Source organism: Pseudomonadota bacterium (assembly GCA_026388315.1).
In the GTDB taxonomy this organism is placed as follows: Bacteria; Desulfobacterota; Syntrophorhabdia; order Syntrophorhabdales; family Syntrophorhabdaceae; genus MWEV01.
Genome location: JAPLKA010000013.1, coordinates 1 through 23,421, shown reverse-complemented (window position 1 = coordinate 23,421; position 23,421 = coordinate 1). Strand labels below are relative to the sequence as shown.

24 protein-coding genes and 1 pseudogene are annotated in these 23,421 nt (G+C 48.1%); 17 read left to right on the top strand and 8 right to left on the bottom strand.

Annotated features, from left to right (window positions below; all coding sequences use genetic code 11):
• Positions 1-159 precede the first annotated feature (159 nt).
• Positions 160-309: pseudogene (locus tag NTX75_00670) on the top strand (response regulator).
• Positions 310-519: 210 nt separating this feature from the next.
• Here NTX75_00670 and NTX75_00665 read toward each other — a convergent pair.
• The 7 genes from NTX75_00665 to aroF form a co-directional block, all read right to left on the bottom strand.
• Complete coding sequence (locus NTX75_00665; GenBank protein ID MCX5814741.1) at positions 520-654, bottom strand: hypothetical protein; 135 nt, start codon at positions 652-654, stop codon at positions 520-522.
• 151 nt (positions 655-805) lie between these two features.
• Entirely contained in the window at positions 806-1,813 is a 1,008-nt protein-coding gene (locus NTX75_00660; protein MCX5814740.1) for a chorismate synthase, read from the bottom strand.
• A complete protein-coding gene (aroA, locus tag NTX75_00655) occupies positions 1,810-3,063 on the bottom strand; it encodes a 3-phosphoshikimate 1-carboxyvinyltransferase (GenBank protein MCX5814739.1) in 1,254 nt (417 codons plus the stop codon). The genes NTX75_00660 and aroA overlap by 4 nt, the downstream gene beginning before the upstream one ends.
• Entirely contained in the window at positions 3,035-4,342 is a 1,308-nt protein-coding gene (locus tag NTX75_00650) for a hypothetical protein (GenBank protein ID MCX5814738.1), read from the bottom strand. The genes aroA and NTX75_00650 overlap by 29 nt, the downstream gene beginning before the upstream one ends.
• Before the next feature lie 13 nt (positions 4,343-4,355).
• On the bottom strand, positions 4,356-5,018 hold the full coding sequence (locus NTX75_00645) for a type I 3-dehydroquinate dehydratase (GenBank protein ID MCX5814737.1): 663 nt from the start codon (positions 5,016-5,018) through the stop codon (positions 4,356-4,358).
• Positions 4,996-6,033 (bottom strand): 3-dehydroquinate synthase, encoded by a 1,038-nt coding sequence (gene aroB, locus NTX75_00640; protein MCX5814736.1) that lies wholly within the window; start codon positions 6,031-6,033, stop codon positions 4,996-4,998. The genes NTX75_00645 and aroB overlap by 23 nt, the downstream gene beginning before the upstream one ends.
• Positions 6,030-6,842: a 3-deoxy-7-phosphoheptulonate synthase gene (aroF, locus tag NTX75_00635; protein MCX5814735.1), complete on the bottom strand. Its 813-nt coding sequence runs from the start codon at positions 6,840-6,842 to the stop codon at positions 6,030-6,032. Before aroF ends, aroB begins: the two co-directional genes overlap by 4 nt.
• Before the next feature lie 580 nt (positions 6,843-7,422).
• Here aroF and NTX75_00630 point away from each other — a divergent pair.
• From NTX75_00630 to NTX75_00595, 8 genes are all read left to right on the top strand, one after another.
• Positions 7,423-8,208, top strand: a complete 786-nt coding sequence (locus tag NTX75_00630) for a menaquinone biosynthesis protein (GenBank protein ID MCX5814734.1) — start codon at positions 7,423-7,425, stop codon at positions 8,206-8,208.
• Between the two features lie 294 nt (positions 8,209-8,502).
• Complete coding sequence (locus tag NTX75_00625) at positions 8,503-9,612, top strand: CofH family radical SAM protein (protein MCX5814733.1); 1,110 nt, start codon at positions 8,503-8,505, stop codon at positions 9,610-9,612.
• Entirely contained in the window at positions 9,609-10,667 is a 1,059-nt protein-coding gene (locus NTX75_00620) for a CofH family radical SAM protein (protein MCX5814732.1), read from the top strand. The genes NTX75_00625 and NTX75_00620 overlap by 4 nt, the downstream gene beginning before the upstream one ends.
• Positions 10,664-11,473: a 1,4-dihydroxy-6-naphthoate synthase gene (locus NTX75_00615; GenBank protein MCX5814731.1), complete on the top strand. Its 810-nt coding sequence runs from the start codon at positions 10,664-10,666 to the stop codon at positions 11,471-11,473. Before NTX75_00620 ends, NTX75_00615 begins: the two co-directional genes overlap by 4 nt.
• Positions 11,470-12,093, top strand: a complete 624-nt coding sequence (locus NTX75_00610; protein MCX5814730.1) for a hypothetical protein — start codon at positions 11,470-11,472, stop codon at positions 12,091-12,093. Before NTX75_00615 ends, NTX75_00610 begins: the two co-directional genes overlap by 4 nt.
• Entirely contained in the window at positions 12,090-12,962 is an 873-nt protein-coding gene (gene ubiA / locus NTX75_00605) for a putative 4-hydroxybenzoate polyprenyltransferase (protein ID MCX5814729.1), read from the top strand. Before NTX75_00610 ends, ubiA begins: the two co-directional genes overlap by 4 nt.
• 34 nt (positions 12,963-12,996) lie before the next feature.
• Complete coding sequence (locus tag NTX75_00600; protein ID MCX5814728.1) at positions 12,997-14,820, top strand: menaquinone biosynthesis decarboxylase; 1,824 nt, start codon at positions 12,997-12,999, stop codon at positions 14,818-14,820.
• A gap of 115 nt (positions 14,821-14,935) precedes the next feature.
• Positions 14,936-15,223, top strand: coding sequence for a hypothetical protein (locus tag NTX75_00595; GenBank protein MCX5814727.1), 288 nt, complete (start codon positions 14,936-14,938; stop codon positions 15,221-15,223).
• 22 nt (positions 15,224-15,245) lie between these two features.
• On the opposite strand, the gene NTX75_00590 is transcribed toward NTX75_00595, so the two are convergent.
• Entirely contained in the window at positions 15,246-15,518 is a 273-nt protein-coding gene (locus NTX75_00590) for a hypothetical protein (protein ID MCX5814726.1), read from the bottom strand.
• A 540-nt stretch (positions 15,519-16,058) separates the two neighbouring features.
• Between NTX75_00590 and cheB the strand changes: the two genes are divergently transcribed.
• The 8 genes from cheB to NTX75_00550 all read left to right on the top strand — a co-directional run.
• A complete protein-coding gene (cheB, locus tag NTX75_00585; GenBank protein ID MCX5814725.1) occupies positions 16,059-17,099 on the top strand; it encodes a chemotaxis-specific protein-glutamate methyltransferase CheB in 1,041 nt (346 codons plus the stop codon).
• Complete coding sequence (locus NTX75_00580) at positions 17,096-18,295, top strand: fused response regulator/phosphatase (protein ID MCX5814724.1); 1,200 nt, start codon at positions 17,096-17,098, stop codon at positions 18,293-18,295. The genes cheB and NTX75_00580 overlap by 4 nt, the downstream gene beginning before the upstream one ends.
• Before the next feature lie 51 nt (positions 18,296-18,346).
• Positions 18,347-18,478, top strand: a complete 132-nt coding sequence (locus NTX75_00575) for a hypothetical protein (GenBank protein ID MCX5814723.1) — start codon at positions 18,347-18,349, stop codon at positions 18,476-18,478.
• Positions 18,479-18,536: 58 nt separating this feature from the next.
• Positions 18,537-18,959 carry a hypothetical protein gene (locus NTX75_00570; GenBank protein ID MCX5814722.1) on the top strand — a complete coding sequence of 141 codons (423 nt, stop codon included), beginning with the start codon at positions 18,537-18,539 and terminating at the stop codon, positions 18,957-18,959.
• A 637-nt stretch (positions 18,960-19,596) separates the two neighbouring features.
• The gene (locus NTX75_00565) at positions 19,597-21,336 is read left to right on the top strand and encodes a hypothetical protein (protein ID MCX5814721.1); all 1,740 of its coding nucleotides are present in this window, start codon (positions 19,597-19,599) and stop codon (positions 21,334-21,336) included.
• A 289-nt stretch (positions 21,337-21,625) separates the two neighbouring features.
• Positions 21,626-22,414, top strand: coding sequence for a formylglycine-generating enzyme family protein (locus NTX75_00560; protein MCX5814720.1), 789 nt, complete (start codon positions 21,626-21,628; stop codon positions 22,412-22,414).
• A 284-nt stretch (positions 22,415-22,698) separates the two neighbouring features.
• Positions 22,699-22,893: a twin-arginine translocase TatA/TatE family subunit gene (tatA, locus tag NTX75_00555; protein ID MCX5814719.1), complete on the top strand. Its 195-nt coding sequence runs from the start codon at positions 22,699-22,701 to the stop codon at positions 22,891-22,893.
• The coding region (locus tag NTX75_00550) for a TVP38/TMEM64 family protein (GenBank protein ID MCX5814718.1) at positions 22,862-23,421 on the top strand (560 nt) is incomplete at its 3' end. The genes tatA and NTX75_00550, both read left to right, overlap by 32 nt.

The window sequence follows — 23,421 nt, the reverse complement described above, 5'->3', positions numbered from 1 at the left end:
GGCAGCAATGGAAATTCTCCCTGTCGAAAAAATTGTACATTCAATCGTTAAACAGATTAAAAACATGGAAGGGCATTTATGAATATTGATGATACCAGACAGTTTTCAGCTCCCATAACGGAGCATACCATTACGGTTTTCAGGGCACATAAGAAACTGAAAGATGTCCCTCTTATTGTGCTCTCAAGTAAGGAAGAGGCAGTAACCAAGGCAGATGCCTTTGCAGTGGGCGCCAACGACTATCTTGTTAAACTTCCGGACAGGATTGAATTAATTGCCCGCATCCGCTATCACTCAAAAGGCTACATTCAGTACTTTCATTGCAGACTTCATTTGCTAATATAATACTACTGTCTTTGGATGTCGTTACCTGACAGTTATATGCCAACTCTATCCTGCCGCCTTTGGTTTTCATAAAGCGGCTCTCAGGGACGGGGTTATACTTACTTGTCTTACTCTATTCGTTTCTATCTCCTGCATTGCTTGCTGAAGGATGTTTATTATTCCATATATGATATTTTATCTGCTGTTCTTGGCAAGTCTTCTGTCTATTATTCCCATAATGAGTATTATAAGCAGCACTCTCGGATGATATGTGGGATGTCCGCCCCCTGAATACTTTATGTCAAATTCGGTGTAATCAAGTGATTCCACAAAGCCTTCTACTAAATAACATATGTGATCTTCAGGCATCATATCATCTATGCTCGGTGGTAAAAGCCATGTCTGTCCTTTATAAAATTGTATGTATGCTATCCTCTGTGCCCAAACCTTTTTGTTTTTACTTATTTTATCACATCTGGCACTATAATTGTTGGACAACCTGCTTGCGGCGGGGTAGTTCGTTCCGAATTTGGTATAAATCTGCAAGCACGATAGCGGTAACCGCCTCCAGAATGACGGGCACACGCAGCGCTATGCATGCATCGTGTCTCCCGCCGGTTACGAACTCGACAGTCGCCCCTGTTATCAAATCTATCGTCTGCTGCACCCTCTGTGTGCTTGATGCAGGCTTCATTGCCACTCTGAAGACAAGCTCATTGCCGTTTGTTATTCCTCCATTTATACCTCCGGCATTGTTTGTCCTGGTTTTTCCTTTTATATTGATAATGACGTCATTGTATTCGCTTCCCGGTATTCTGCTGCAGGAGAAACCGGCCCCGAATTCTATGCCTTTAATGCCCGGTATGGAAAAGACAATATGGCTGATAAGGGATTCCACTGAATCAAAGAAGGGTTCGCCTAACCCGACCGGCAACCCCTTTGCCCTACATTTTACGATACCCCCGATAGAGTCTTTCTTTTTCAAGGTTGATGCAATTGCCTTTTCAATATCCCTCGAACCCCCAACCTCTATCAGTTTTGCCTCTATCTTTACAGGGTGAATAAGTCTCTTTGCGATTACCCCTGCGGCAACCAGTCCTACGGTTAATCTACCGGAAAACATGCCTCCGCCCTGGTAATCGCCAAACCCGCCGAACTTCCGAAAGGCAACAAAATCGGCATGGCCCGGCCTTGGAGTATCTTTGATCCTTTTGTAGGCCTCCGGATCGATGTCCCTGTTCTCGAAGAGGATCAGCACCGGCGCCCCGGTGGTCTTCCCGTTAAAAACACCGCTCTTTATCAACGGCAAATCCGCTTCCTTTCTTTCAGTGGTACCTTTTCTCCCGCTTTTCCTTCTTTCGAGGTCCAAGGTAAAAATATCAGGCGAAACGGACACCCCGGGAGGGCAGCCATCGATAAGGACGCCTGCATATTCGCCGTGAGATTCACCAAGAATGCTTATCCTGAATAATCTGCCGAATGCATTCATGGGATTACCCTCAATCCATCCAGATCAGAGAAAAAGTCAGGATACGATTTCGAAACACATTCCCCGTTTTCTATCGTTGTTTTCCCCTCTCCGTTGAGCGCTGCAACCGCACAGGCCATTGCGATTCTATGGTCGTTATGTGAATCCACTCTGTTGCCCTTCACTTTCCCTCCGTGTATCTCCATTCTGTCATGCAATAGTTTTATTGTTATTCCAAGTCGAGAAAACTCGGAAACCAGGGCGCGGGCGCGGTCGCTTTCTTTGTGTCTTAACCGATCCGCTCCATAGATTACGCTTTTTCCCTTACAGGCGCTTGCGAGTACAGCAAGAGGCGGAAAAAGGTCGGGGCAGTCTGTGGCATCAAACTCAAAGGCATTAAGCCCATCTTTTTCGACTGTAATATGATCTTTATTGATTATTGTGTCTGCTCCCGCCATTTTCAACACGTCTATAACGGCTTTATCTGCCTGGAAGGAGTCCGGATTCAATCCTTTCATTAATACACCTCCTCCAATCGCTCCTGCAACCAGAAGAAAGGCCGCACCTGACCAGTCCCCTTCTATCTTATAAACGCATGGTTTGTATGTTTGGTTTCCTGGTATATGGAATCTCTCATAATTTTCCCCATGGACGATCTTAATCCCGTAAAGTCTCAGAAGGGAAACGGTCATCTCCACATATGGTCTGCTTCTAAGGTTGGCAACGGTGACAATGGAATCCTCATTACACAACGGGAGGGCCATGAGCAAACCTGTTAAAAACTGGGAACTTATTGAAGCGTCAACCGTTATATCGCCTCCTGTGATAGGGCCTTTCACTACTATAGGCGCAAAACCGTTTTTTGTCGTGCAAAATACACCGAGTGCACCAAGTTGTTCAACCATTTTCATCGGTCGCTGGAGGAGCGTGCCGCCACCCGTGAGGGTAAATTCGTCGCCTGTAAGCCCTGCAATAGGCGCGAACATGCGCATGCAGAGGCCAGATTCCCCGCAGTCAAGAACATTGTTTTTCATGTTGCCGCTTAGACCTGCATTGCCCTTAACGATGATTTTATGTTCCCCCCTGACTATCTCTGCCCCTAATGTTTCGGCAATCCACATTACGCTCAGGGAATCATCACAGAAAGAAGGGTCGGTGATTTCGGAAGTGCCTCCTGACAGGAGCGCAGCGGCGATTGCCCGTCCGGTCATGCTTTTCGAAGGAGGGGCTTTGACGGTTCCATTAATCCTCGACGGCGCCATTAATCTCATTCCATATCCTCTCTGCGATTTCTTCAGGGCTTTTCTGTTCAGTGTTTATAAGTAAGTCTGCGGTATGAGCGTAAAGGTGCAACCTCGATTTGAGTATACTCCTTGCCCTTGCTTCTCTGTTTCTCACATTCAAGAGCGGTCTTGCACTGTCATTTCGAATCCTGTCCAATATTGTTTCTATCTTTGCCCATAACCATACTGGGATGCAATTATTCTTGATGATATCCACGTTTTGTCTGTCCAATACAATTCCTCCGCCACAAGTAATGGCAGCGCCGGCAAGCTTTTTTATATCGAAGACCTCCTTGCTCTCCATCCTCCTGAAAGTTTCTTCACCTCCATGTTTGAATATCTCTTCTATCCGGAATCCGGTTTTTTCCTCTATGGCATTATCAATATCAACGGCAATCATATTCTTAAACCTTGCCAATCTTTCTGCAATCGTTGATTTGCCTACCCCCATAAAACCGATTAATGCAATATTGTTCTTAGTGCGTCCGGTCTTTCGGTAAAGGGCCCTGCGCATGATATCCACCGGTGCCTTTTTGTTTGTAAAGAGGGTAAACGCCGGAAGCGCCTGAAAGAGGAGCCACTCCCGTCCGTCAATGATTTTGCATCCCCTTGACTTTGCGTCCAATTGAAGTGGAGTCCGTTTGGAGTAATCTGCATCGAGAACAACGAGACCCTTCCTGAGAAAAGAAGGCTCTATGACCCTCTTGCTTGTGGAGATGCATGAAATGAAAATATCGGCCTCAAGAACGGATTTACCGACATCCTCGATCGGAGATGCACTGCATCCGAGAATTTCTGCAGCCTCCTTTGCCTTTTCATAAGTGCGGTTTATGAGGGTTACGTGCGCACCGGATGATAGAAGTGCACATACAGCGGCTTTTCCGGCGCCGCTCGCGCCGAGCACAACCGCCTTCATCCCTTTTATTTTGATGTTATTGTGTCTTAAGGCACCTAAGACGCCTGCAATATCGGTGTTGTATCCTATAAACCGTCCTTTCTTGTTGACCACGGTATTCACCGCGCCGATCCTGCGTGCATTATCTTCGACTGCATCAAGATGCTCGACGATCTCTTCCTTGAATGGGGATGTGATATTGAGACCGTATATCCCGACCTCTTTCGTCGTATCCATGATCTCTTTTACACCGGTTGCGGCAAGACGGGTATAAACGGCATCGATGGAAAACGCACGGAAGACCTCATTGAATATGTCAGGGCTTCTGCTGTGAAAGACCGGGTTTCCTGTCACTGCGTATATCCTGTGCATTTTCTCTCTGCCCTTAAAACTCTATTTCCCTGCCGGTTCCGTCACCTGCAAGGAAACCGAGATACTTCTTCATTGCTATGATGTCAAGCTGCCCATCTGCAGTCTCTTTTCCTTTTCCGGGCGCTGCATAGGTAAATGGGCTTCCGAGAAGAGGCGCGATAATCCTGGTAATGCCCCCTTTTTCACCCATTCCCGTCACAACGATGTTTTTGTCCGAATCCAGAAGACCGAGGAGCCTTGCATTATCCCTTTCCGTATTTACCTTGCATGCAATTTTGGCGATGTCTCCCCCCGATTCAAAACAGAGAGAGACAATACCCAGCAACTCCTCTCTGTCCGGAGTCTTTTCATAGTCGTGGAAAGAAACGATTACCTTGCATCCTTTTGACTTTGCCTTCTCTACCATATCTTTTTTGAATTCTTCATTTGAGTCCACTTCGATATCTACGTATGCAGCTCCCGACTCTATCGCTTCGATCAAAAACTGCTTCCGTTCGTCTTCACATGTGGCGCCTGGTCTATATGTTGCAATAAGATCCGTATTGATAGAGAAGATGTCATGGACATCTTTGAGGGTAAGACGCAACATATCCATCCTGATCTCTGCGAAATCGAGCCTCTTCAGCGTTTCAAAAAGCTCTTCGGCAGGGCCTTCACCTATGCTGACACAGATCACCTATCACCTCTTCAAGTTCCTTAATCTTTATCGGCACAATCTCCGCATTTCCGATGTCATGAAGCAGCACAAAATTTATCTCTTCGCCTGACCGTTTTTTGTCTTTCCGTATCGCATCTATTATCATATCTTTATCCGTTTCAATCCGGAGGGGGAGACCGAAGTTGCTCAAGACAGCTTCGATCCTTTCAACGTCATCTTGCGAGAGCATGCCCCTGGCTTCAGAAAGCCTGGCTGCTGCAACCATGCCCGCGCTTATTGCCTCACCATGTTTATTGCCGGTGATCTTTTCCAGTGCATGACCGATGGTATGGCCGAAATTGAGTTTCCTTCTTTTGCTTTTCTCCGTTTCATCGATTGAGACTATGCCTGCCTTCACTGCGAGGGAGTCGGAAACAATCTTTTCTATTACATCGGCATCGAGCATCAGCGCATTTTTCCATTCATCCTCAAGATAAGAAAATAATGAGGCATCACCTATTATAGCGTGTTTGATCACCTCAGAGAATCCGTTTCTCAGCTCACCTTCGGGAAGGGTTTTAAGCAGTTCAAAGTCGCACAAAACAAATTCAGGCTGGTTGAACGTGCCGATGAGGTTCTTATACCCTTTGTAGTTCACCCCGTTCTTGCCGCCTATACTCGCATCGACCTGCGCAAGAAGGGTTGTAGGCACAAAGCCGAAACGTAAGCCGCGCAAATAGGTCGAAGCGGCAAAACCTGCGACATCACAAACAATGCCGCCACCTATGCCAATGATGAATGAAAAGCGATCGAGCTCGCGATGAAGGAATCTATCGTATATGCTTTCCACCGTATCCAGCGTTTTGGACTCTTCGCCGGCCCCGATTTCTATAACGTCGCATTGGGGAAACAGATGTCCATGGAGCCGGCGCACTGTTTCATCGGTTATAATCATTGTCCTGTCCGGGTTGTAGTACTCGCCTAACCGGTTTATTGAAGCGCCAAGAACGATGCGGCTGGCACCTGACTTTCCGATTATCTCTATCCTTTTCATTGCAATCCGTTCATAAACTGATGGAGCGTACGTAATTTTTCCATCATCACTGAAAATTGTTTCGGAGTCAGGGCCTGTTCCTTGTCCGATAGGGCCGTTTCGGGGTCTACATGGACCTCAACGATGATGCCATCTGCGCCTACGGCCACAGCGGCAAGGCACAAAGGGGGCACCAGGCTTGCTTTTCCTGTAGCATGGGACGGATCGATGATAATGGGAAGATGGGTAAGGCCTTTCATCACAGGAACAGCGCTAAGGTCAAGGATGTTCCGGGTATATGTTTCGTGCGTGCGCACCCCTCTTTCGCAGAGTATCACGGAGGGGTTTCCTTCGCTGAGAATATATTCGGCGCTGTACAACCACTCTTCTATGGTACAATTCATCCCTCGCTTGAGCAAAACGGGTTTTTTTGTTTTCCCGACTTCCTTGAGAAGGGAAAAATTTTGCATGTTTCGCGACCCTATTTGTAATGTATCGGCATACTCCGACACAAGCACGACATCTCTCGGGTCGAGCACTTCCGTGATTATAGGCAGCCCTGTCTCTTCCTTTGCCTTTTTAAGTATCTTGAGGCCTTTCAATCCAAGACCCTGAAATGCATAGGGAGAACTTCTCGGCTTGAAAGCGCCGCCCCTTAAGGCATCTGCCCCTGCCATTTTAACGGCTCGCGCTGTTTCAATTGTCTGCCTTTCACTTTCAACGGCGCACGGACCGGCTATCACGACGAATCCTTCTCCTACCGCGACATTGCCGATCAACACAATCGTCTGTTTTTCGTGCACCGGTTTGGTCAATTTTAAATCTTTCATGGTATCCGGTCGGGTATACAACGTTTATTACCTCGGCACAATAAGAAATCTTCCACTATCCACCTTAAAGTGTTTTAGTTTAAGAAAGGTACCGGGTTTCGTCAAGTAAAATTCATGCATAAAACCAATATTTTCACAATGTCCGGCAGGTCATGCTCCAGTTAAGTTTTGTCTGTCATTTAAGAATCAAAACCGTACTCAGTTCCTTTCATACATATCTGCTCAGTATGGCATCAACTTGTTCTTCCGTCAGTCTGTTATGCAATTGCTTGGTCATATCATCTCTCCTTTGCTGATAGTTTGAAGTGTCATCTTCACCATATCACAGAAAAGTCCGGTTTTGATTTTTTGCTAACACCAGTTAAGTTTTGTCTTGACAAGGACATATTGATACAATAATTTTAATAATTCCATCGGAAACTCCCGATTCCGTCCGAATCACCATAATAATGATAGGCGTCTAGATGGGGAGAATTGAGTCTGCCCGTTTAAAGCCCGGGCAACAGAAGAGACAGATGTTGATTACCGAATACCATGCAACTATTGTTCGGTTCATTAAAAAAATAAGGATTGTTGTGAGTTGATTCGTATCGGCCATATAGATTTCATTAACATGATCCCCCTTGATATAGGCGATTCTGATCCCCGGCTTGATTTTGAGAAGATCAGGGGTGTTCCGTCAGCATTAAACGGAATGCTGCTCAATAATGAGATTGATGTCTCTGTCATCTCGTCTGCGTTTTATCTCGAACACATGGATGATTTGACAAGAATCGGCAGCTTTGGGATATCTTCCGATGGTCCTGTCATGAGTGTTCTGCTCTTTTCAAGCATCGACCTTTCACGGTTTCCCCGGTCTAAAACTCTGAAAGTTTTTGAAACTCCACAATCGGCGACCTCACTTCTACTGAACAGGCTGATATTGAAGCACAATTATGGTCTGGAGAAAGTGTCTGTGCCCGTTTTTCAGGATGCTGATGCATATCTTCTGATCGGAGACGAGGCCCTTCGGGAATTACAGATGCAAAGACGGCCCCACATATACGACCTTGGTATAGAGTGGAAAAGGCTCACGGGCCTGCCAATGGTTTTTGCGGTACTCGCCGCGAACAGATATGCCTTCGAAGAGAAAAGAGGGGAGATAGAGATATATCTTCGGATACTGAGCGCGAGTCACAGTGAATTGATGAAAGATTCAGTCGCTGTGGCGCAAAGGGCTAGGGAAAGGCTTCCGCTGTCGCAGGAACTTATTGTGAAATACTATAGCTGCCTCAGATATGAGATCGGAGAAAAGGAGGAGCAGTCGATCACCCTTTTTGGCAAACTCATCAAAGAGGCCGGGAATCCATCCTTGGCGCCGGAATGAAAACCTGAATCAAACCGCATTACTCTCTTACAGGCGGAAGGAGCGGTAATACGGGGTACCCGCATCGATTGCGGGTCGGCCGGGTGAGAGGCGGAGCACCGTGCGAGCGATGGGAGCGGCGGAGTCCGGTCAATAAAAACTCAGGAAACTGTAGGGCTAAAATTCCTTGACTCGCTAACGCCGTTTTCATATACTTTTCAGCCCGAAATCACGTTTTTGTCAAGGAATGACTTTCTAAAAGCCTATCAAAAATGTATTAAAAATGCCGCAGTTAATGGTATATTCAAGGATGCTATGAATAATAACCTCATCGATAAGATAAAAAACAAAGACCTCCGGACGATTGCCGAAAAGGTCTACAAAGATGTGCCGGTGGATGAGGCCGATGGAATGTGCATGCTTACCACGACGGACATCCTCGAACTGGGACTGGTTGCCCATTTTCTGAGGACAAGGCTCTATGGAGACATTGCATATTACAGTGTAAACATGAATCTTAATTATACCAATATCTGCGAACTGCGGTGTCCTCTGTGCGCCTTTTCCCGTTCCGAAGACGATGAAGGCGCCTTTACCCTGACTCTTGAGGCGGTAGAATCCAGGGTCAGGGAGATGGTTTCTTACGGTATCGATGAGGTTCATATCGTGGGTGGCCTTAACCCTACACTGAAAATAGACTATTTCGAGGAGATGCTCTCACGGATAAAATCCATTAAAGCGAGTATCTTTATTGTGGCGTTCACCGCAGTGGAGTACGATTATTTTGCCCGTATCAACGGCCTTTCCCTTGAAGAAGTCCTGATTCGCATGAAAAATGCAGGTCTGGGCGCCTTGCCCGGAGGAGGCTCCGAGATTTTTGCGCCGGAGATCAGGCGCATTATCGCCCCCAAGAAGATCTCGGGAAAACGCTGGCTCGAAGTCATGAAGGCAGCCCATGGCCTCGGCTTGAAGACAAACGCCACACTGCTCTATAACCATCTGGAGAGACCCGAAGACATCGTAAGCCACCTTTCTCAGGTTAGGCGCCTTCAGGATGAGACGGGGGGGTTCAAGACCTTTGTCCCCCTTCCTTACCATGACGCACAGAGAGGCGTTGCCCCCAGGCGTCATCAATCCACTGGTTTTGATGATATCCGCCTCTTTGCGGCGAGCCGCATTTTTCTGCACAATGTCCCCCATATTAAGGCATTATGGATGTATCTCGGCGAAAAAATGGCCCAGACCCTCCTTCGCTTCGGCGTTGATGACCTCGGCGGAACCTATCATCACGAGAAGGTGGTCCATTCTGCGGGTGCTTCCACCTCGGACACGGGAAACGAGTTACACCTGAAGAGGCTCATCGAGAACGCCGGACTGCAGGCCGTAAGGGCCGTGGCGAGCTATGAGATGAGGGGAAGCCCATGAGACTTAAAGAAAGAATATACGCAGGGGAACGGATTGATTCGGCTGAGGCAACCGGTCTTTTCTCATGGGATATCCTTGATCTCGGCATGGCTGCCGATTTCCGGACAAACCTCGTATCTCCGGGCAACAAAGTCAGTTTTATCGTTGACCGCATCGTCAACTTTACCAATGTCTGTGAGGCATCTTGCGCCTTCTGCGCCTTCCATGCCTGCGCAGGCCGTATCGAGCCCTATGAACTGACCATAGATGAAATCCTTTCCAAGGTGGAAGAACTCGTCCGCATCGGAGGAACGCAGGTGATGCTCCAGGGCGGCCTCCATCCCCGTTATACGATCGATACCTATATCGATATGATTAAGGCCATCAAGGGCCGTTTCCCCGCGATCTATCTCCATTCGTTCTCGCCTGCGGAACTGGTCCATATTGCCCGCAAATCAGGCATTACCCTCGACGAAACATTGGAACGGCTCAAAGCAGCGGGACTCAATTCTGTCCCCGGGGCCTCCGATCTGCTTGTTGACCGGATACGGCGCTACGCAAGCCCAAAAAAACTCACCAGGGATGAATGGTGCGAGGTCATGGAGGCCTTTTCGCGTCACGGCCTCAAATCTAGCGCCACTATGACCTATGGCATGGGAGAGACACTGGAAGAAAGGGTTGCCCATCTTGATATTATACGGGATATCCAGGATCGTGCCGGTATCCTGCGTGCCTTTATCCCCTGGTCCTTTTCTCCAGCCCGGACAGACATGGAGGGTATGGCCGCTTCAACGGGGATTGATTATCTGAAGGTTGTGGCGGTTTCCCGTATCTTCCTGGACAATGTCGTCTATATACAGGCAGGATGGCTTACTGAAGGGATGAAGATGGCGCAGGTCGCCCTGAAAATGGGTGCCAACGACATGGGCGGCGTACTTATGGAGGAGACGGTGGTAAAGGCGACTGGCATCGAGAATAGGACCAACATGACAGAACTGATCGACATTATAAAGGATGCCGGAAAGATACCCTTCCAGAGAGACTCGGAATACAGGGAGATAAGGACCTTTCCATGAACGATATGTCCGTTGTCGACCTTGATCTGGCATTCTCGCCGTGCCCGAACGATACATTCGTCTTCCACGCCCTGGTCAGCCGGTGTGTCGATACGACTCCTTTCTGCTTCAATCCTTGTATTGAGGATGTGGAAGAGCTGAACAGGCGCGCTTTTGCCTGTGCCCACCCGTTGACGAAGCTCTCTTTTTACGCTTATCTGCTGCTGAAGGACAGCTATGAGCTCCTTGATGCGGGCGCTGCTCTCGGCTACGGGTGCGGTCCCATGCTCGTTGCGCGAGGGCCCATGGAGTCTCTGAAGGATGCCCGAATTGCAGTTCCCGGCGAATATACCACTGCCTACCTCCTTTTTCAGCTCTGGCAGGGAACGGGCGGGAACATCGTTTTCACGAGATTTGATGACATTCTTCCCGGCATTGCCTCTGGCAAGTACGATGCAGGGCTCATCATCCATGAAGGGCGCTTCGTGTATCCCGATTATCATTGTGTCAAGATCATCGACCTTGGCCAGTGGTGGGAATCGCAGACAGGGTTTCCCATCCCCCTAGGGTGTATTGCCCTCCGTCGTGACATGAGCAAACATAAGGCCGCAATCGAAACCCTCATCAGAGGCTCCATCGGCTATGCAAGAAAACATCCCCATGATTCGGGAGATTTTATAAAAGGACATGCCCAGGAATTGGACGAACAGGTGATCGCCGATCATATCTCCCTCTATGTGAATGAATTTACCCTTTCTCTGGGCAGGACGGGCATGGAGGCTGTTGAAGCCCTCGAAGAGCGGTCGCGAGACCGGGGCCTCCTATGATCGGTGTTATTATGGCAACCATGCTGGAGGCAGACCCCTTCATCAGTCTGCTTGCGCTTCAAGAGAGGGAAACCGGACCTTTCCGTCTTTACGGCAATGAACGCATGCGTCTCATCATCTCGGGAATAGGCAAAACGAATGCCGCCATGGCCTCCACATACCTTATCCGGACCTTTGAGCCGAAATGCCTGTGCAACCTCGGGGCTGCCGGTGCAACGGACAGTCAGTGCCTCCCCGGAGAATGCTACCATATCTCAAGGGTTATGGAACCGGACCGGCCTGACCTCAAGACGGGCATCCCCTGCCGGCATCTGCCTGATATGCTTGACTCTTTTCCAGCTGCCATTCTTGCTACACAGGATAGGCCCATACGCCGTTCCTCGGAAAGGCGCAGGATTGCCCCGTACGCACAACTCGTCGATATGGAAGGGGCTGCCATAGTGCAGACGTGCCGGTGTTTTCACGTGAAATGTTACCTCTTCAAATTTGTCTCCGATACCCCGGACCACCATATGAGCAGCGACATTATCAGGAATATCGAACTCTACAGGGACAGTTTTGCATGGTATTTCAGCAATTCCGTATTACCCGCGATTTATTCATCCGTTCACAACCCATGAAAATCCTGTCCAAAACCCTTGTGTACTCCCGGATGATCAAGTTTTCCCATACGATCTTCGCCTTGCCCTTTGCCCTGTCATCCTTCGTCCTGGTGCAGAATGTAAGGCCATTGACTCTCAGAACGGCCTTCTGGATCGTCGTTGCCATGGTGGGTGCCCGTTCGGCTGCCATGGGCTTCAACCGTATTGCCGATGCAGCCATTGACGCGCAGAACCCCCGCACCACCATACGGGAGATACCGAAAGGCATTATCTCCAGGTGGGAGGCTGCCCTTTTTACCGCCGTATCGAGCCTGATTTTCATATGTTCCTCTGCCATGCTTTCATCGTTATGCTTCTGGCTCTCCTTTCCCGTATTGCTCTTTCTCTTTTCCTATTCCTACACAAAACAGGTTACCTGGCTTGCACACATATTTTTGGGATTTGCCATCGGACTGGCGCCTATGGGCGTATGGGTGGCCGCCACCGGTGTTCTCTCCGGAAGCATAACTGTGCTGAGCCTTGCCCTTATGACGCATATTGCCGGTTTTGATATCCTTTATGCCTGTCAGGATGTGGATTTCGACAGATCGGCTGGCCTCTATTCCATCCCGGTCAGGTTTGGGACAGGCTGCGCCATGGCCATATCCACAGTCCTTCATATAATCAGCGTTATGTCCTTGTTGAGCTTTTACTGGCTTTTCTCACTGAGTCCCGTCTATCTCATCTTCGTCGGCATTATCGCCGTCCTGTTTATCATAGAGCACAGGCTGGTGAATCCCCGGGACCTCACAAAGATCAATGCGGCATTTTTCCATGTAAACAGCATCATCTCTATCCTTGTATTCGTTGCAATCCTGTTGGGAAGCATCCTGCGAGGCACCGCATGAGCAAAATGCGGAGACACATGAAAGGGGAGGATTTATGAGTTACCGGAATCTTGGTGAATTTATTGCCCGGCTTGAGATGGATGGGGAGCTTGTCAGGATTGCTGAGAGGGTTTCTCCTGTCCTGGAGATTACCGAGATTACCGACCGTATGGCGAAGGCACCCAACGGAGGGAAGGCTCTCCTTTTTGAACATGTGGAGGGTTCGCCGTTCCCCGTAATCACCAACGCCTTCGGCAGCCAACGGCGGATAGCCCTGGCGCTCGGCTCTGATCCGGATACGCTGGCCGGGAGGCTCGACGAGATACTCAGACAGGGTCCCCCCCATTCCCTGCGCGACAAATTAAGTCTTATCCCCAAGGCCATTGCATGGTCGAAGTTCTTTCCCCGAACACGGCGAATGAAAAGACCTCCCTGTCAGGAGGTAATTCTCAAGGGAGATGAGGCGGACCTGACGAAAATCCCCGTCCTTCATTGCTGGCCCGGGGACGCCGGAAGGTTTATTACGTTGCCCCTTGTCTTTACGAAAGGACTGTCAGACGGCAGGAGGAACACGGGAATGTACCGGATGCAGGTATACGATGGAAAAACCACGGGGATGCACTGGCACATCCACAAGGACGGGTCTCACCACTACAACGAATACCGGAGGGCGGGCCGGCGCATGGAGGTTGCAGTGGCTATAGGCGTCGATCCTGCGATTACCTATGCGGCAACAGCGCCTCTGCCCAGAGGGATGGATGAGATGATTCTGGCCGGTTTCATCAGACAAAGACCCGTTATTATGGTGAAGGCGGTGACTGTGGATATTGAGGTTCCTGCTGAGGCTGAATTCGTTCTGGAAGGTTATGTTGACCCTGAGGAGACCCGGATTGAAGGACCATTCGGGGACCACACAGGGTACTATTCCCTGGAGGGCGAGTATCCAGTTTTTCATGTAACCGCCATTACACACAGGTTCAACCCCGTCTACAGCGCCACCGTGGTCGGGCGACCGCCTATGGAGGATTGTTACCTTGCCCTTGCCACGGAGCGTCTTTTCCTTCCCATGTTAAAGGCCGTTATGCCGGAGGTTAAAGATTACTGGCTCCCCTGGGAAGGGGTCTTCCACAATATCGTTGTCATCGCCATTGAGAAGGAGTATCCCCAGCATGCATCCAGGACAATCAGCGGGCTCTGGGGCACGGGACAGATGAGCTTTGCCAAGTCGATCGTAATTGTTGATGATGAACACCTCCTCCGTGATGGGAAGGCGCTCCTCGAACACATCCTGAACACTATAGATTTTCAGTCAGATGTAACTGTTTCCAGAGGTATCCTCGATGCTCTTGACCATTCTGCGCCTCAGCCGCTCTATGGATCAAAGATTGCCTTCGATGCTACAGGACGCATATTCGGCGAACACCCCCGCACCAATAAGAGGTCGACGAAGGATTCTTTGAGTAATGACCGGTTATTCCGCCGCCTCTGCGGGATCGACGATGGTTTTGTTGCTTCAAGAAAGATATTCTCCGATTGTGTAAATTCCATTGTCCTCATTGCGGTAGACAAGGAAGGCGGGAAGAGCTCCCGGTACTACATTGAGCGGATAGACAAGGATCTTCTCTCGCAGGGTATTTGTGTTCTTTACGACATGCGCGTCGACCTGACGGATGATGCGCTGATTCTCTGGAAGGCCTTTAATAACGTCGATCCGTCCCGTGATATGAAAATAACGGAAGACGGCATCATCGTCGATGCGACACGGAAAGGTCCTGCTGACGGCCATGAACGGCCGTGGCCGGACGAGATCGAAATGACCGCAGAAATCAAGAGACGTATTGACGCGCTTGGTATTATGAAGATCACAAACTGGCCTTAAGATATTTCAGATTACCATCGGATTTCATTTCCCCCTTGCTTTTATTTTTTTTGTCAGGATTAAAATGTGTGCCATTTTTACGATTTCCGTAATCAACTAACGAAGGAAAACTGCAATGAAAAGTTATGTGAGGGATCATATCTTCTGGATTGTCGTCTTCTGCCTGTGTTTGCTCCATGTAGACTTCTGTGCCTGGGGTAAGATCTATCCGATGCTTTTCGGGTGGATACCGTACCATCTGTACTATGACGGCGTCCTGACAATCATCGGCGCCCTTACCCTCGTAGAGTCGATCTACGCCACAAACATGACGGCCTTTTACATGATCGGCATTCCCGGTATGGCCTATCACAAGGGTATAGAATCTACGGTCTCGTTGCATTCGGAACGGCAATCGCAATGACCTCCCTTTACTATCTGGTGGGCTACAGGGCATGGTTGATCGGTAAAACCCGGGGGTATATGACACAGCCCGAATTGTACGGGAAACGATGGGACAGCAATGCAGTCTCGGTAATATTCTTTCTCCTTCCCGTTCTTCTCTCCGGTTTTGCCCTGGCAGGGATTCTTGCCGCCCCTACCTCGTCCATAGATGCCATGTTTCTGGCTTTAAACACGATGCTCACATGCGATATCTTTGCAAAATACCTCCCCCGCTCTTTTGCGGGAAAAGAGGTTGCCACCGGGAGAATATTCATAATTTGCCATCGGAGTCGGACCAAATTAACCCATTGAAATCAATAGTTTTATGCATAGAAAATGGCCAATTTCAGGGCTTAAAGTGTTGTTTTTGTCTATGAAATGATAAGATATATTCGCCCGTAAGGGCTGAGAATTTTGGCCCGCCAATGCCTGCCCCGTGTAACGAATTACCTTGAGGCAAGCCTTTGTGTGTTAAGCCGATGGGCAATGCAGTTGGTATCTATTTCACCGGGACGGGCGGCAAAAAAATTCCCTGAAACTGACCGGGCACGATATAGAATAAACTTGACAGATTTTCAATATTCTTTACAATAAAGGATGTAACTGCTAAGGTATGAAGGCTGAAGGCTGAAGGCTGAAGGCTGAAAGGCAGTGAATAGTGAAAATGGTAGCCGCAGGCTTCAGCCTGCGTAGAGCATAGAGAAAATCATGTTGAATTATGAATCAATAATGAAGAGTTAAGAATTTACGGCATTTTATTCTTAATTGCGTTTAACGCTGCCCTTTATCCGCTAAACAGGAATTTAACGTAAAGCATGCGTATAGCAATCGTTAATAGCACAGATATGTCAGTAGAGATTATCCGGAGGGTCGTTACCTCTCAGCCGGGAAATGAAATTGCATGGGTTGCCTCAAGCGGCGCAGAGGCTGTGGAAAAAACCGTCAGAGATAAGCCGGACCTTATTTTGATGGATCTGACATTACCCATTATGGACGGAGTCAATGCTACCGGGAAGATTATGAAAGATCATCCCTGCGCCATTCTGATCGTAACAGAAGCAGTTTCAAATCACTCAAAGATATTCGAAGCCATGGGGAGAGGGGCCCTCGACGCAGTGGGTACACCTGTGCTTGATGCAAGAGGAAACGTTAAAGGCGGGCAGGAATTGCTCAAAAAGATTGAAATTATAGCAAGACTTATCGGTAAAGAGAGCCGGCAGATAATGAACGGAACGGCTGTACCGGCAGCCTCACTTGAGCCCGTCATCCCTATGATAGCTATAGGTTCTTCAACGGGCGGTCCAAAGGTCCTTGCTGATATTCTCTCCCGGATGCCGGTAAAACTCGGTGCATCTATTGTGATAGTGCAGCATGTAGACGTCCAGTTTGTTAATGGACTTGTAGAATGGCTGGGGGAGCAGACAAAGCTTAAAGTAGTTCTTGCGAAAAAAGGTATGCATCCGGAAATAGACAAGGTTTTTATTGCAGGAACGAATGATCATCTGGTCCTCGGTCCCGATCTTGCCTTCCATTACACGGAAGAGCCGAAGGATTATCCATACAGGCCATCAGTGGACACGTTTTTCTACAGTATAAAACATTATTGGCCCGTGAAAGGCGTGGCGGTGCTCCTCACGGGAATGGGAAGAGATGGAGCTAAGGGGCTTTTAGAATTACGCAAAGCAGGATGGTATACCATAGCCCAGAATGAAAAAACATCCGCAGTCTACGGTATGCCAAAAGCGGCTGTAGAATTAGAGGCAGCAATGGAAATGGCAGCAATGGAAATTCTCCCTGTCGAAAAAATTGTACATTCAATCGTTAAACAGATTAAAAACATGGAAGGGCATTTATGAATATTGATGATACCAGACAGTTTTCAGCTCCCATAACGGAGCATACCATTACGGTTTTCTTAGTGGATGACCAGCTTATAGTGGGAGAAATGGTGAGGCGCATGCTTGCGCCTGAGAAGGACATTGTTTTTCATTATTGCCAGGATCCGACTCAGGCGATTAAAATGGCAGCAGAGATATCGCCGACGGTGATACTTCAGGATTTGATTATGCCTGAAATCGACGGGCTAACCCTCGTGAAGTTTTTCAGGGCACACAAGAAACTGAAAGATGTCCCTCTTATTGTGCTTTCAAGTAAGGAAGAGGCAGTAACCAAGGCAGATGCCTTTGCAGTGGGCGCCAATGACTATCTCGTTAAACTTCCTGACAGGATTGAACTGATTGCCCGCATACGCTACCACTCAAAAGGCTACATCGCCCTTCTCCAGAGAAATGAGGCATATCAAGCGCTTTTCAAGAGCCGGCAGGTCCTTGCTGCACAGCTTGCCAGTGCAGCCGAATATGTTGTTTCACTTCTCCCCGCGCCGGTTAAAGAAGGTGATATCATTACAGAATGGCGATATGTCCCCTCTGCTGAACTTGGGGGGGATTCCTTCGGTTATCACTGGATCGATGAGGAGCATTTTGCCATATATCTTCTCGATGTCTGTGACCATGGTGTCGGGCCGGCATTATTGTCCGTGTCTGCCCTTAATGTGTTGAGATCGCAGACCCTGCGGAATACAAATTTCAGGGTACCGGAAGAGGTCCTCGTTGCCCTGAATGAAACATTTCAGATGGAGAAGCAGAACAACCTCTATTTTACCATCTGGTACGGGGTATTTAATAAAACTACCAGAGAGCTGAAACATGCCAGTGCAGGTCACCCGCCCCCACTGTTCATATCCGCATCGGGTGAAGTAATTGAACTAAGGACCCAGAATATGTTCATCGGCGGTATGCCTGACATGGTTTATGCAGGCGATGCTGTTGTAGTGGATATACCGTCACGATTATACGTGTTTTCTGACGGTGTTTTTGAGGTAACAAAAACCGACGGGACAATGTGGACTTTTGAGGAACTGAAAGAATTCTTAAAAAACAAACCGGATGGAGACACATCAGAGATAGATTCACTATATTCCTATCTCCAGGGAATACATGGTAATAAGGGTTTTGAAGACGACTTCTCCATGCTCAAGGTGGAATTTTTATAACATTATTTTTTACCGATACAATGATTTTTATCTTCGATATGGAGGCCACCAATGAGTAGATACATCAAGTTTTATCTTATTGCTGCGGTGCTTTTCGCTTTGCCCTGTTACATGGCTATTAACGGTGACACATTCAGCACCTCCCTTGCGGCCCGCCGAGCCTGCAGTAACCGCACCGGTTAAAACAAGTTCAAAGAGCAAGAAGAAGGCCATTACGTGAGCGAAAGACGGGCAAAAGATTATGAGAAAATCACATAATTTAATTTTGTGTATTTCCCTTATTGCCATTTTTCTTGTTGGGTGTGCTGATCATACCAACCAGACCAACAAGATTATTTCAGAGATATACACCACAGACAGCGTGAAGGGGACAACTCCCCCTCATGCTTTTACATCTGACGGGTGTTCAGGTTTCCCCAATGGCGATTGGGTGGAGTGCTGTGTCAGGCATGATTTGGTGTATTGGATGGGCGGCACCCGCGAGGAAAGAACACATGCTGATTCGGCATTGAAAAGATGCGTGGCCGACAGAGGTCATCCGGTAATAGCCAATATCATGCACTTCGGTGTTCGGATAGGGGGAGTCTGGTGGCTGCCGACTTCTTTCCGGTGGGGGTTCGGCTGGGATTACCCGCAGTCCGGCCCTCCTGAAAAACCATACTGAGCCATCAAGTGCAGGTTCAAAGCAACTTTACCTATAAACTCCAGCCTATGTCCGGCAATAGGTAGCATAATCGGATCGGTAGTCGAGAAAATGAAATTCAGTATGATTTAAGAAACAGTTCATTAAACAACAGTGTTCGATTGTACCAGTTATTTGTTAGCTTCCTGAAGGCGAGTTTTTACCATTGCTGCCCGGCATGCAAGATTGCAGGTGGCAATAAATAGATGATTTTCTTGCAAAATTGACCTGCCCCCGATCAGTAGTTGAACAATTACTTCATGCAGCACAACATCGGTATATTGGTGATATACTGCAAATTTTGTGGTGTCATTATCCCTCTAAAATAGATGGTATCTATTTTAATTTATGAATATTATCGTTCAACATTATTCATTGACATAGTTTAATAGTAAATACTAATATTTCTGAAATTACTGCTTGCAGTAGATTAATTGTTGGGGCAAAGTGGATTCCTTGGTCCTTACATTCGAGTAAGCCTGTGAAGAAAAGCTAAATGGTCTACACGCTTGACAGCTTTTGCAATTAGTCAATGCACTTTGAACAATGTGTATATTCTTTAGGTACTTCTTCCAAATTTGAAGAAAGTGGTCTACTGATAAATAACTAGGAGGAATTAGTGAACCCGTACCGCAGCAAAGCAATGTTCCGAGTTTTGTTTCCGTTATTATTATTGGGCCTTTCCATACTCCAAGGGTGCGCGTCTCTTGAACCGACAGTTGAAAAGCAAGCGGCGCAATTATCGCCGGCTTCAGTAGCGGTGGTCGGCAACATCTGCACTCAGGACAACCGTGCCGTAAAAGACTATTTCGGCCTCATCGACAACGTCAAAAAAGAACGACCCGAACTCGTGGATGCCCTGACGAAATTCCCCAAGGGCGCCGACCTCCATAATCACCTTTCGGGAACTGTGATGCCGGAAGAGTATATTGACCTCGGCAGCGCGGATGGTGACTGCTTTGGGCAGGACCCGCTTGTCGCGACCATGTACACAATTGCAGGGCACACTGCACCCGGTGTCTGCACCAACGGTTTCAAACCGTTGGTGCAGGCTAGTGCCGAGGAGCGGCAACAGTTGCTTAGATCGCTTTCCATGTACCAGCTCAACGATAAAGGGATCACATCGATCCAGGCCGGGCACGATCAGTTTTTTGCGACCTTTGGCCGATTCGGAGCAGTATCCGATTCATCAAACAACATGGGGCCGATGCTTGCGAAACTCCTGCAACAGGCGAATGGTGAGAGCGTCAGCTATGTAGAAACCATGATCTCCTTCCAATCAGCGACGGTCAGCCGTCTTGCCGATCTGTTGCGGCAGAAATATCCGGACGCCGCAGCTTACACTCAAAGCAATAATTACCCGACCATGTTCGATTATTTGCTGAGCGCAGGATTGAAAGACGCCGTGGTCGCGGCGCAAAAAGATGTCGCCACCTACGTGAACGCAGTGAACGCCTTACTTAAGTGCGGCACCACCACTCAGGACCCCGCATGCGAGGTTTCATTTTACTTTCAGGCTGCGATAAACCGGAATTCGGCATTGAAAGACGGGAGTGCCGATCTGCCAAAAATATTCACCCAGATCGCCTTGTCCTGCCTGCTGGCAGATACGGAAAGAAGGGTGGTGGGAGTGAACCTGCTCAGCGCCGAAGACCTGCCCGTTTCTATGCAAAGCTTCACTACACAGATGCAATTTTTCAGCTATTTCCACAACCGGTTTCCACGAGTGAACATTGCCCTCCATGGTGGCGAGATCACCCCTTGTTTCGTGGGTACCGGCAATCCGGCGCTGAAGGAGCATATCACCGGTCCGATCCGGGCGGGCGCGAAACGGGTGGGACATGCCATTTCCTTTACCTATCTGAATGATGCCGACAAGATTGCGGTGGCTACACTGATGAAACGAAACAACACCTTGGTGGAAGTCCTGTTTACCAGTAATGCGCAGATACTGGGAGTGGCGGGTGAGGAACATCCGTTTGTGCAATATTTCCGGAAGTATGGGGTTCCTGTTGCCTTCTCGACGGACGACGAGGGGGTTTCCTATGCAGACTTCACAAGCGAGTGGATCTACGGGGTCATCCAATACCGCTTAACCTTCGCAGAAGTGGTACAGCTGGCGCGGACGAGCCTTCAGTACAGCTTTCTGCCCGGCAATCCGCTCTGGCAGGACGTTGTGTCAGCTAAAGTTGTCAGCCAGTGTGCGGGTGAAACTTTGGGTAACGCCGATCCCGGCGAACCATGCAAAACCTTTATCGAGAAGAGCGCAAAAGCCAGGATACAATGGTGTTATGAAGCAAAACTTTCCCGTTTCGACAAAGAATACGGAGCAACGCTTCGGAAACATCTCGGCAATTAGCTAATTATGGAACGGCTATTTTTTACCTTGCCGCAGATTTTAAAAAGATGAGTTAGAGTATTGTTGACTGCTATCCTCAACCTGATCTCATGCCTCGACATACCAAGTTATAAGTGGTTATCGTTAAAATCGTAACAGATTATGATATACTTTTATTGTGTGTGATGGGGGTGAAAAAAATCGGAGAGAAGAGGTGACGAATTAAAATAAAGCAAAAAACTTACTATTTCAATAACGGCTGTTGTATAATGTAAACATGTAATTTAATGACCTTTTATGGGAGTTCTCAATGTACAAGAAGGTTATTCTTTCAGTCGGGATTTTTATTTTTCTGATATCCCTTGCCGCGTGCAGATCAGCCGGTATTGTGTCGCCTGAACCAGCTTCATCAGCTTCATCGCCCCCATTGGAATTAGTCTTTGTCAAAGCTGGCTGCTTCGATATGGGGGATACCTTTAGTAACGGCCACGTCAATGAAAAACCTGTCCACAATGCCTGCGTCTCTGATTTCTATATGGGTAAACATGAAGTTACACAGGGACAGTGGAAGGCCGTTATGGGAAATAACCCCTCACGTTCTTCATCCTGCGGCGATGCCTGCCCCGTAGAAAATGTTTCCTGGGATGACACCCAGGAATTCATTAAAAAATTCAATTCCCGTGACGGCAAATCCTACCGCCTCCCCACTGAAGCAGAGTGGGAATATGCCGCCCGTAGTGGTGGTAAGAAAGAGAAATACGCGGGCATAAGCTCCGATTCAGACCTTGGAAGCTATGCCTGGTATACCTCGAATTCAGGCAATAAAACCCACCCGGTAGGCCAGAAACAACCCAACTCCCTTGGTCTCTATGACATGTCCGGCAATGTATGGGAATGGGTACAAGATTGGTATGATAAAGACTACTACTCAAGCAGCCCCAGAAACAACCCTAAAGGTCCATCTTCCGGTAGTAGGAAGGTGCTTCGTGGCGGCAGCTGGGACGTCAATCCGGGAGATGTCCGTGCTTCGAACCGGGGCAGCGGCTTTCCGCCGTACGGGGACGTCAGCCTCGGGTTTCGGGTTGCCTCCTCCAAGTAGTTATTTTCTGGATTCTGATTTTTTACAACCTTCAGCTCAGGGCGGTTATGATTGAAAAGGACAGGAAAGAAATTCTCCAGAAGGCATCTTTCGCACTCCATAACCGCTTCTGAAGCGTGACGTGATGTGACGCTTTGTGTATTTTCCAATTTTTGAATAGTAGACCATTTTGAAAAAATTATAGGAGTAAAATCTGTTTGTTCCTGAAATTCACAGTCTTGAAAAAAGTGGAGTTATAGTTATGTATCTGATAGAATCGTGTATCAATCAGGGGGTGATCAGATATGTTTGGAATTGGAATGCCCGAATTTCTTGTCATACTGGTCGTAGCCTTGATCATCTTCGGGCCCGGTAAACTCCCGGAAATAGGGAATTCTATGGGCAAAGCCATTAGAGGTTTTAAAGAAGCCATGAATGAACCGGAAAAGAAACCGGAAGACATAACAGATGCAAAAAAACTCGAAGATAAGAAGGAATGACCCTCCCGTTGTGACGACCTCGATAAATCACCGCTTTTTCAACAGGATCCTGTTACTCCTCGTCCTGATTGCCTCAGGAACCTATGGTTTTCTTCATTATGACCTCTATGTCTACTTTATCCATAAGGAGAAGGCGATCGCTTTCATCAATTCCTATCATCCTTATGACGAGTTTGTTTTCATATCCCTTCAAATCCTGCAGGTTGTAGCAGCCCCGATACCGGGAGAAGTCACCGGCCTCATTGGCGGGTACCTCTATGGTCCTCTCCTGGGCACGATCTATTCCACCATCGGCCTCACCATCGGTTCGTGGCTTGCCTTTCTCCTTGCCAGAATATTTGGTCTTCCTTTTGTGGAAAGGATAGTGAAACCTGAGATTATCCAGAAATACGACTACGTCATGGAACACCGGGGGGCTCTTATTTCCTTCGTCCTCTTTCTCATCCCGGGATTCCCAAAGGACTGCCTGTGCTACATCATGGGGTTGAGTCACATGACAACAACAACATTCCTCGTCGTTTCCACAAT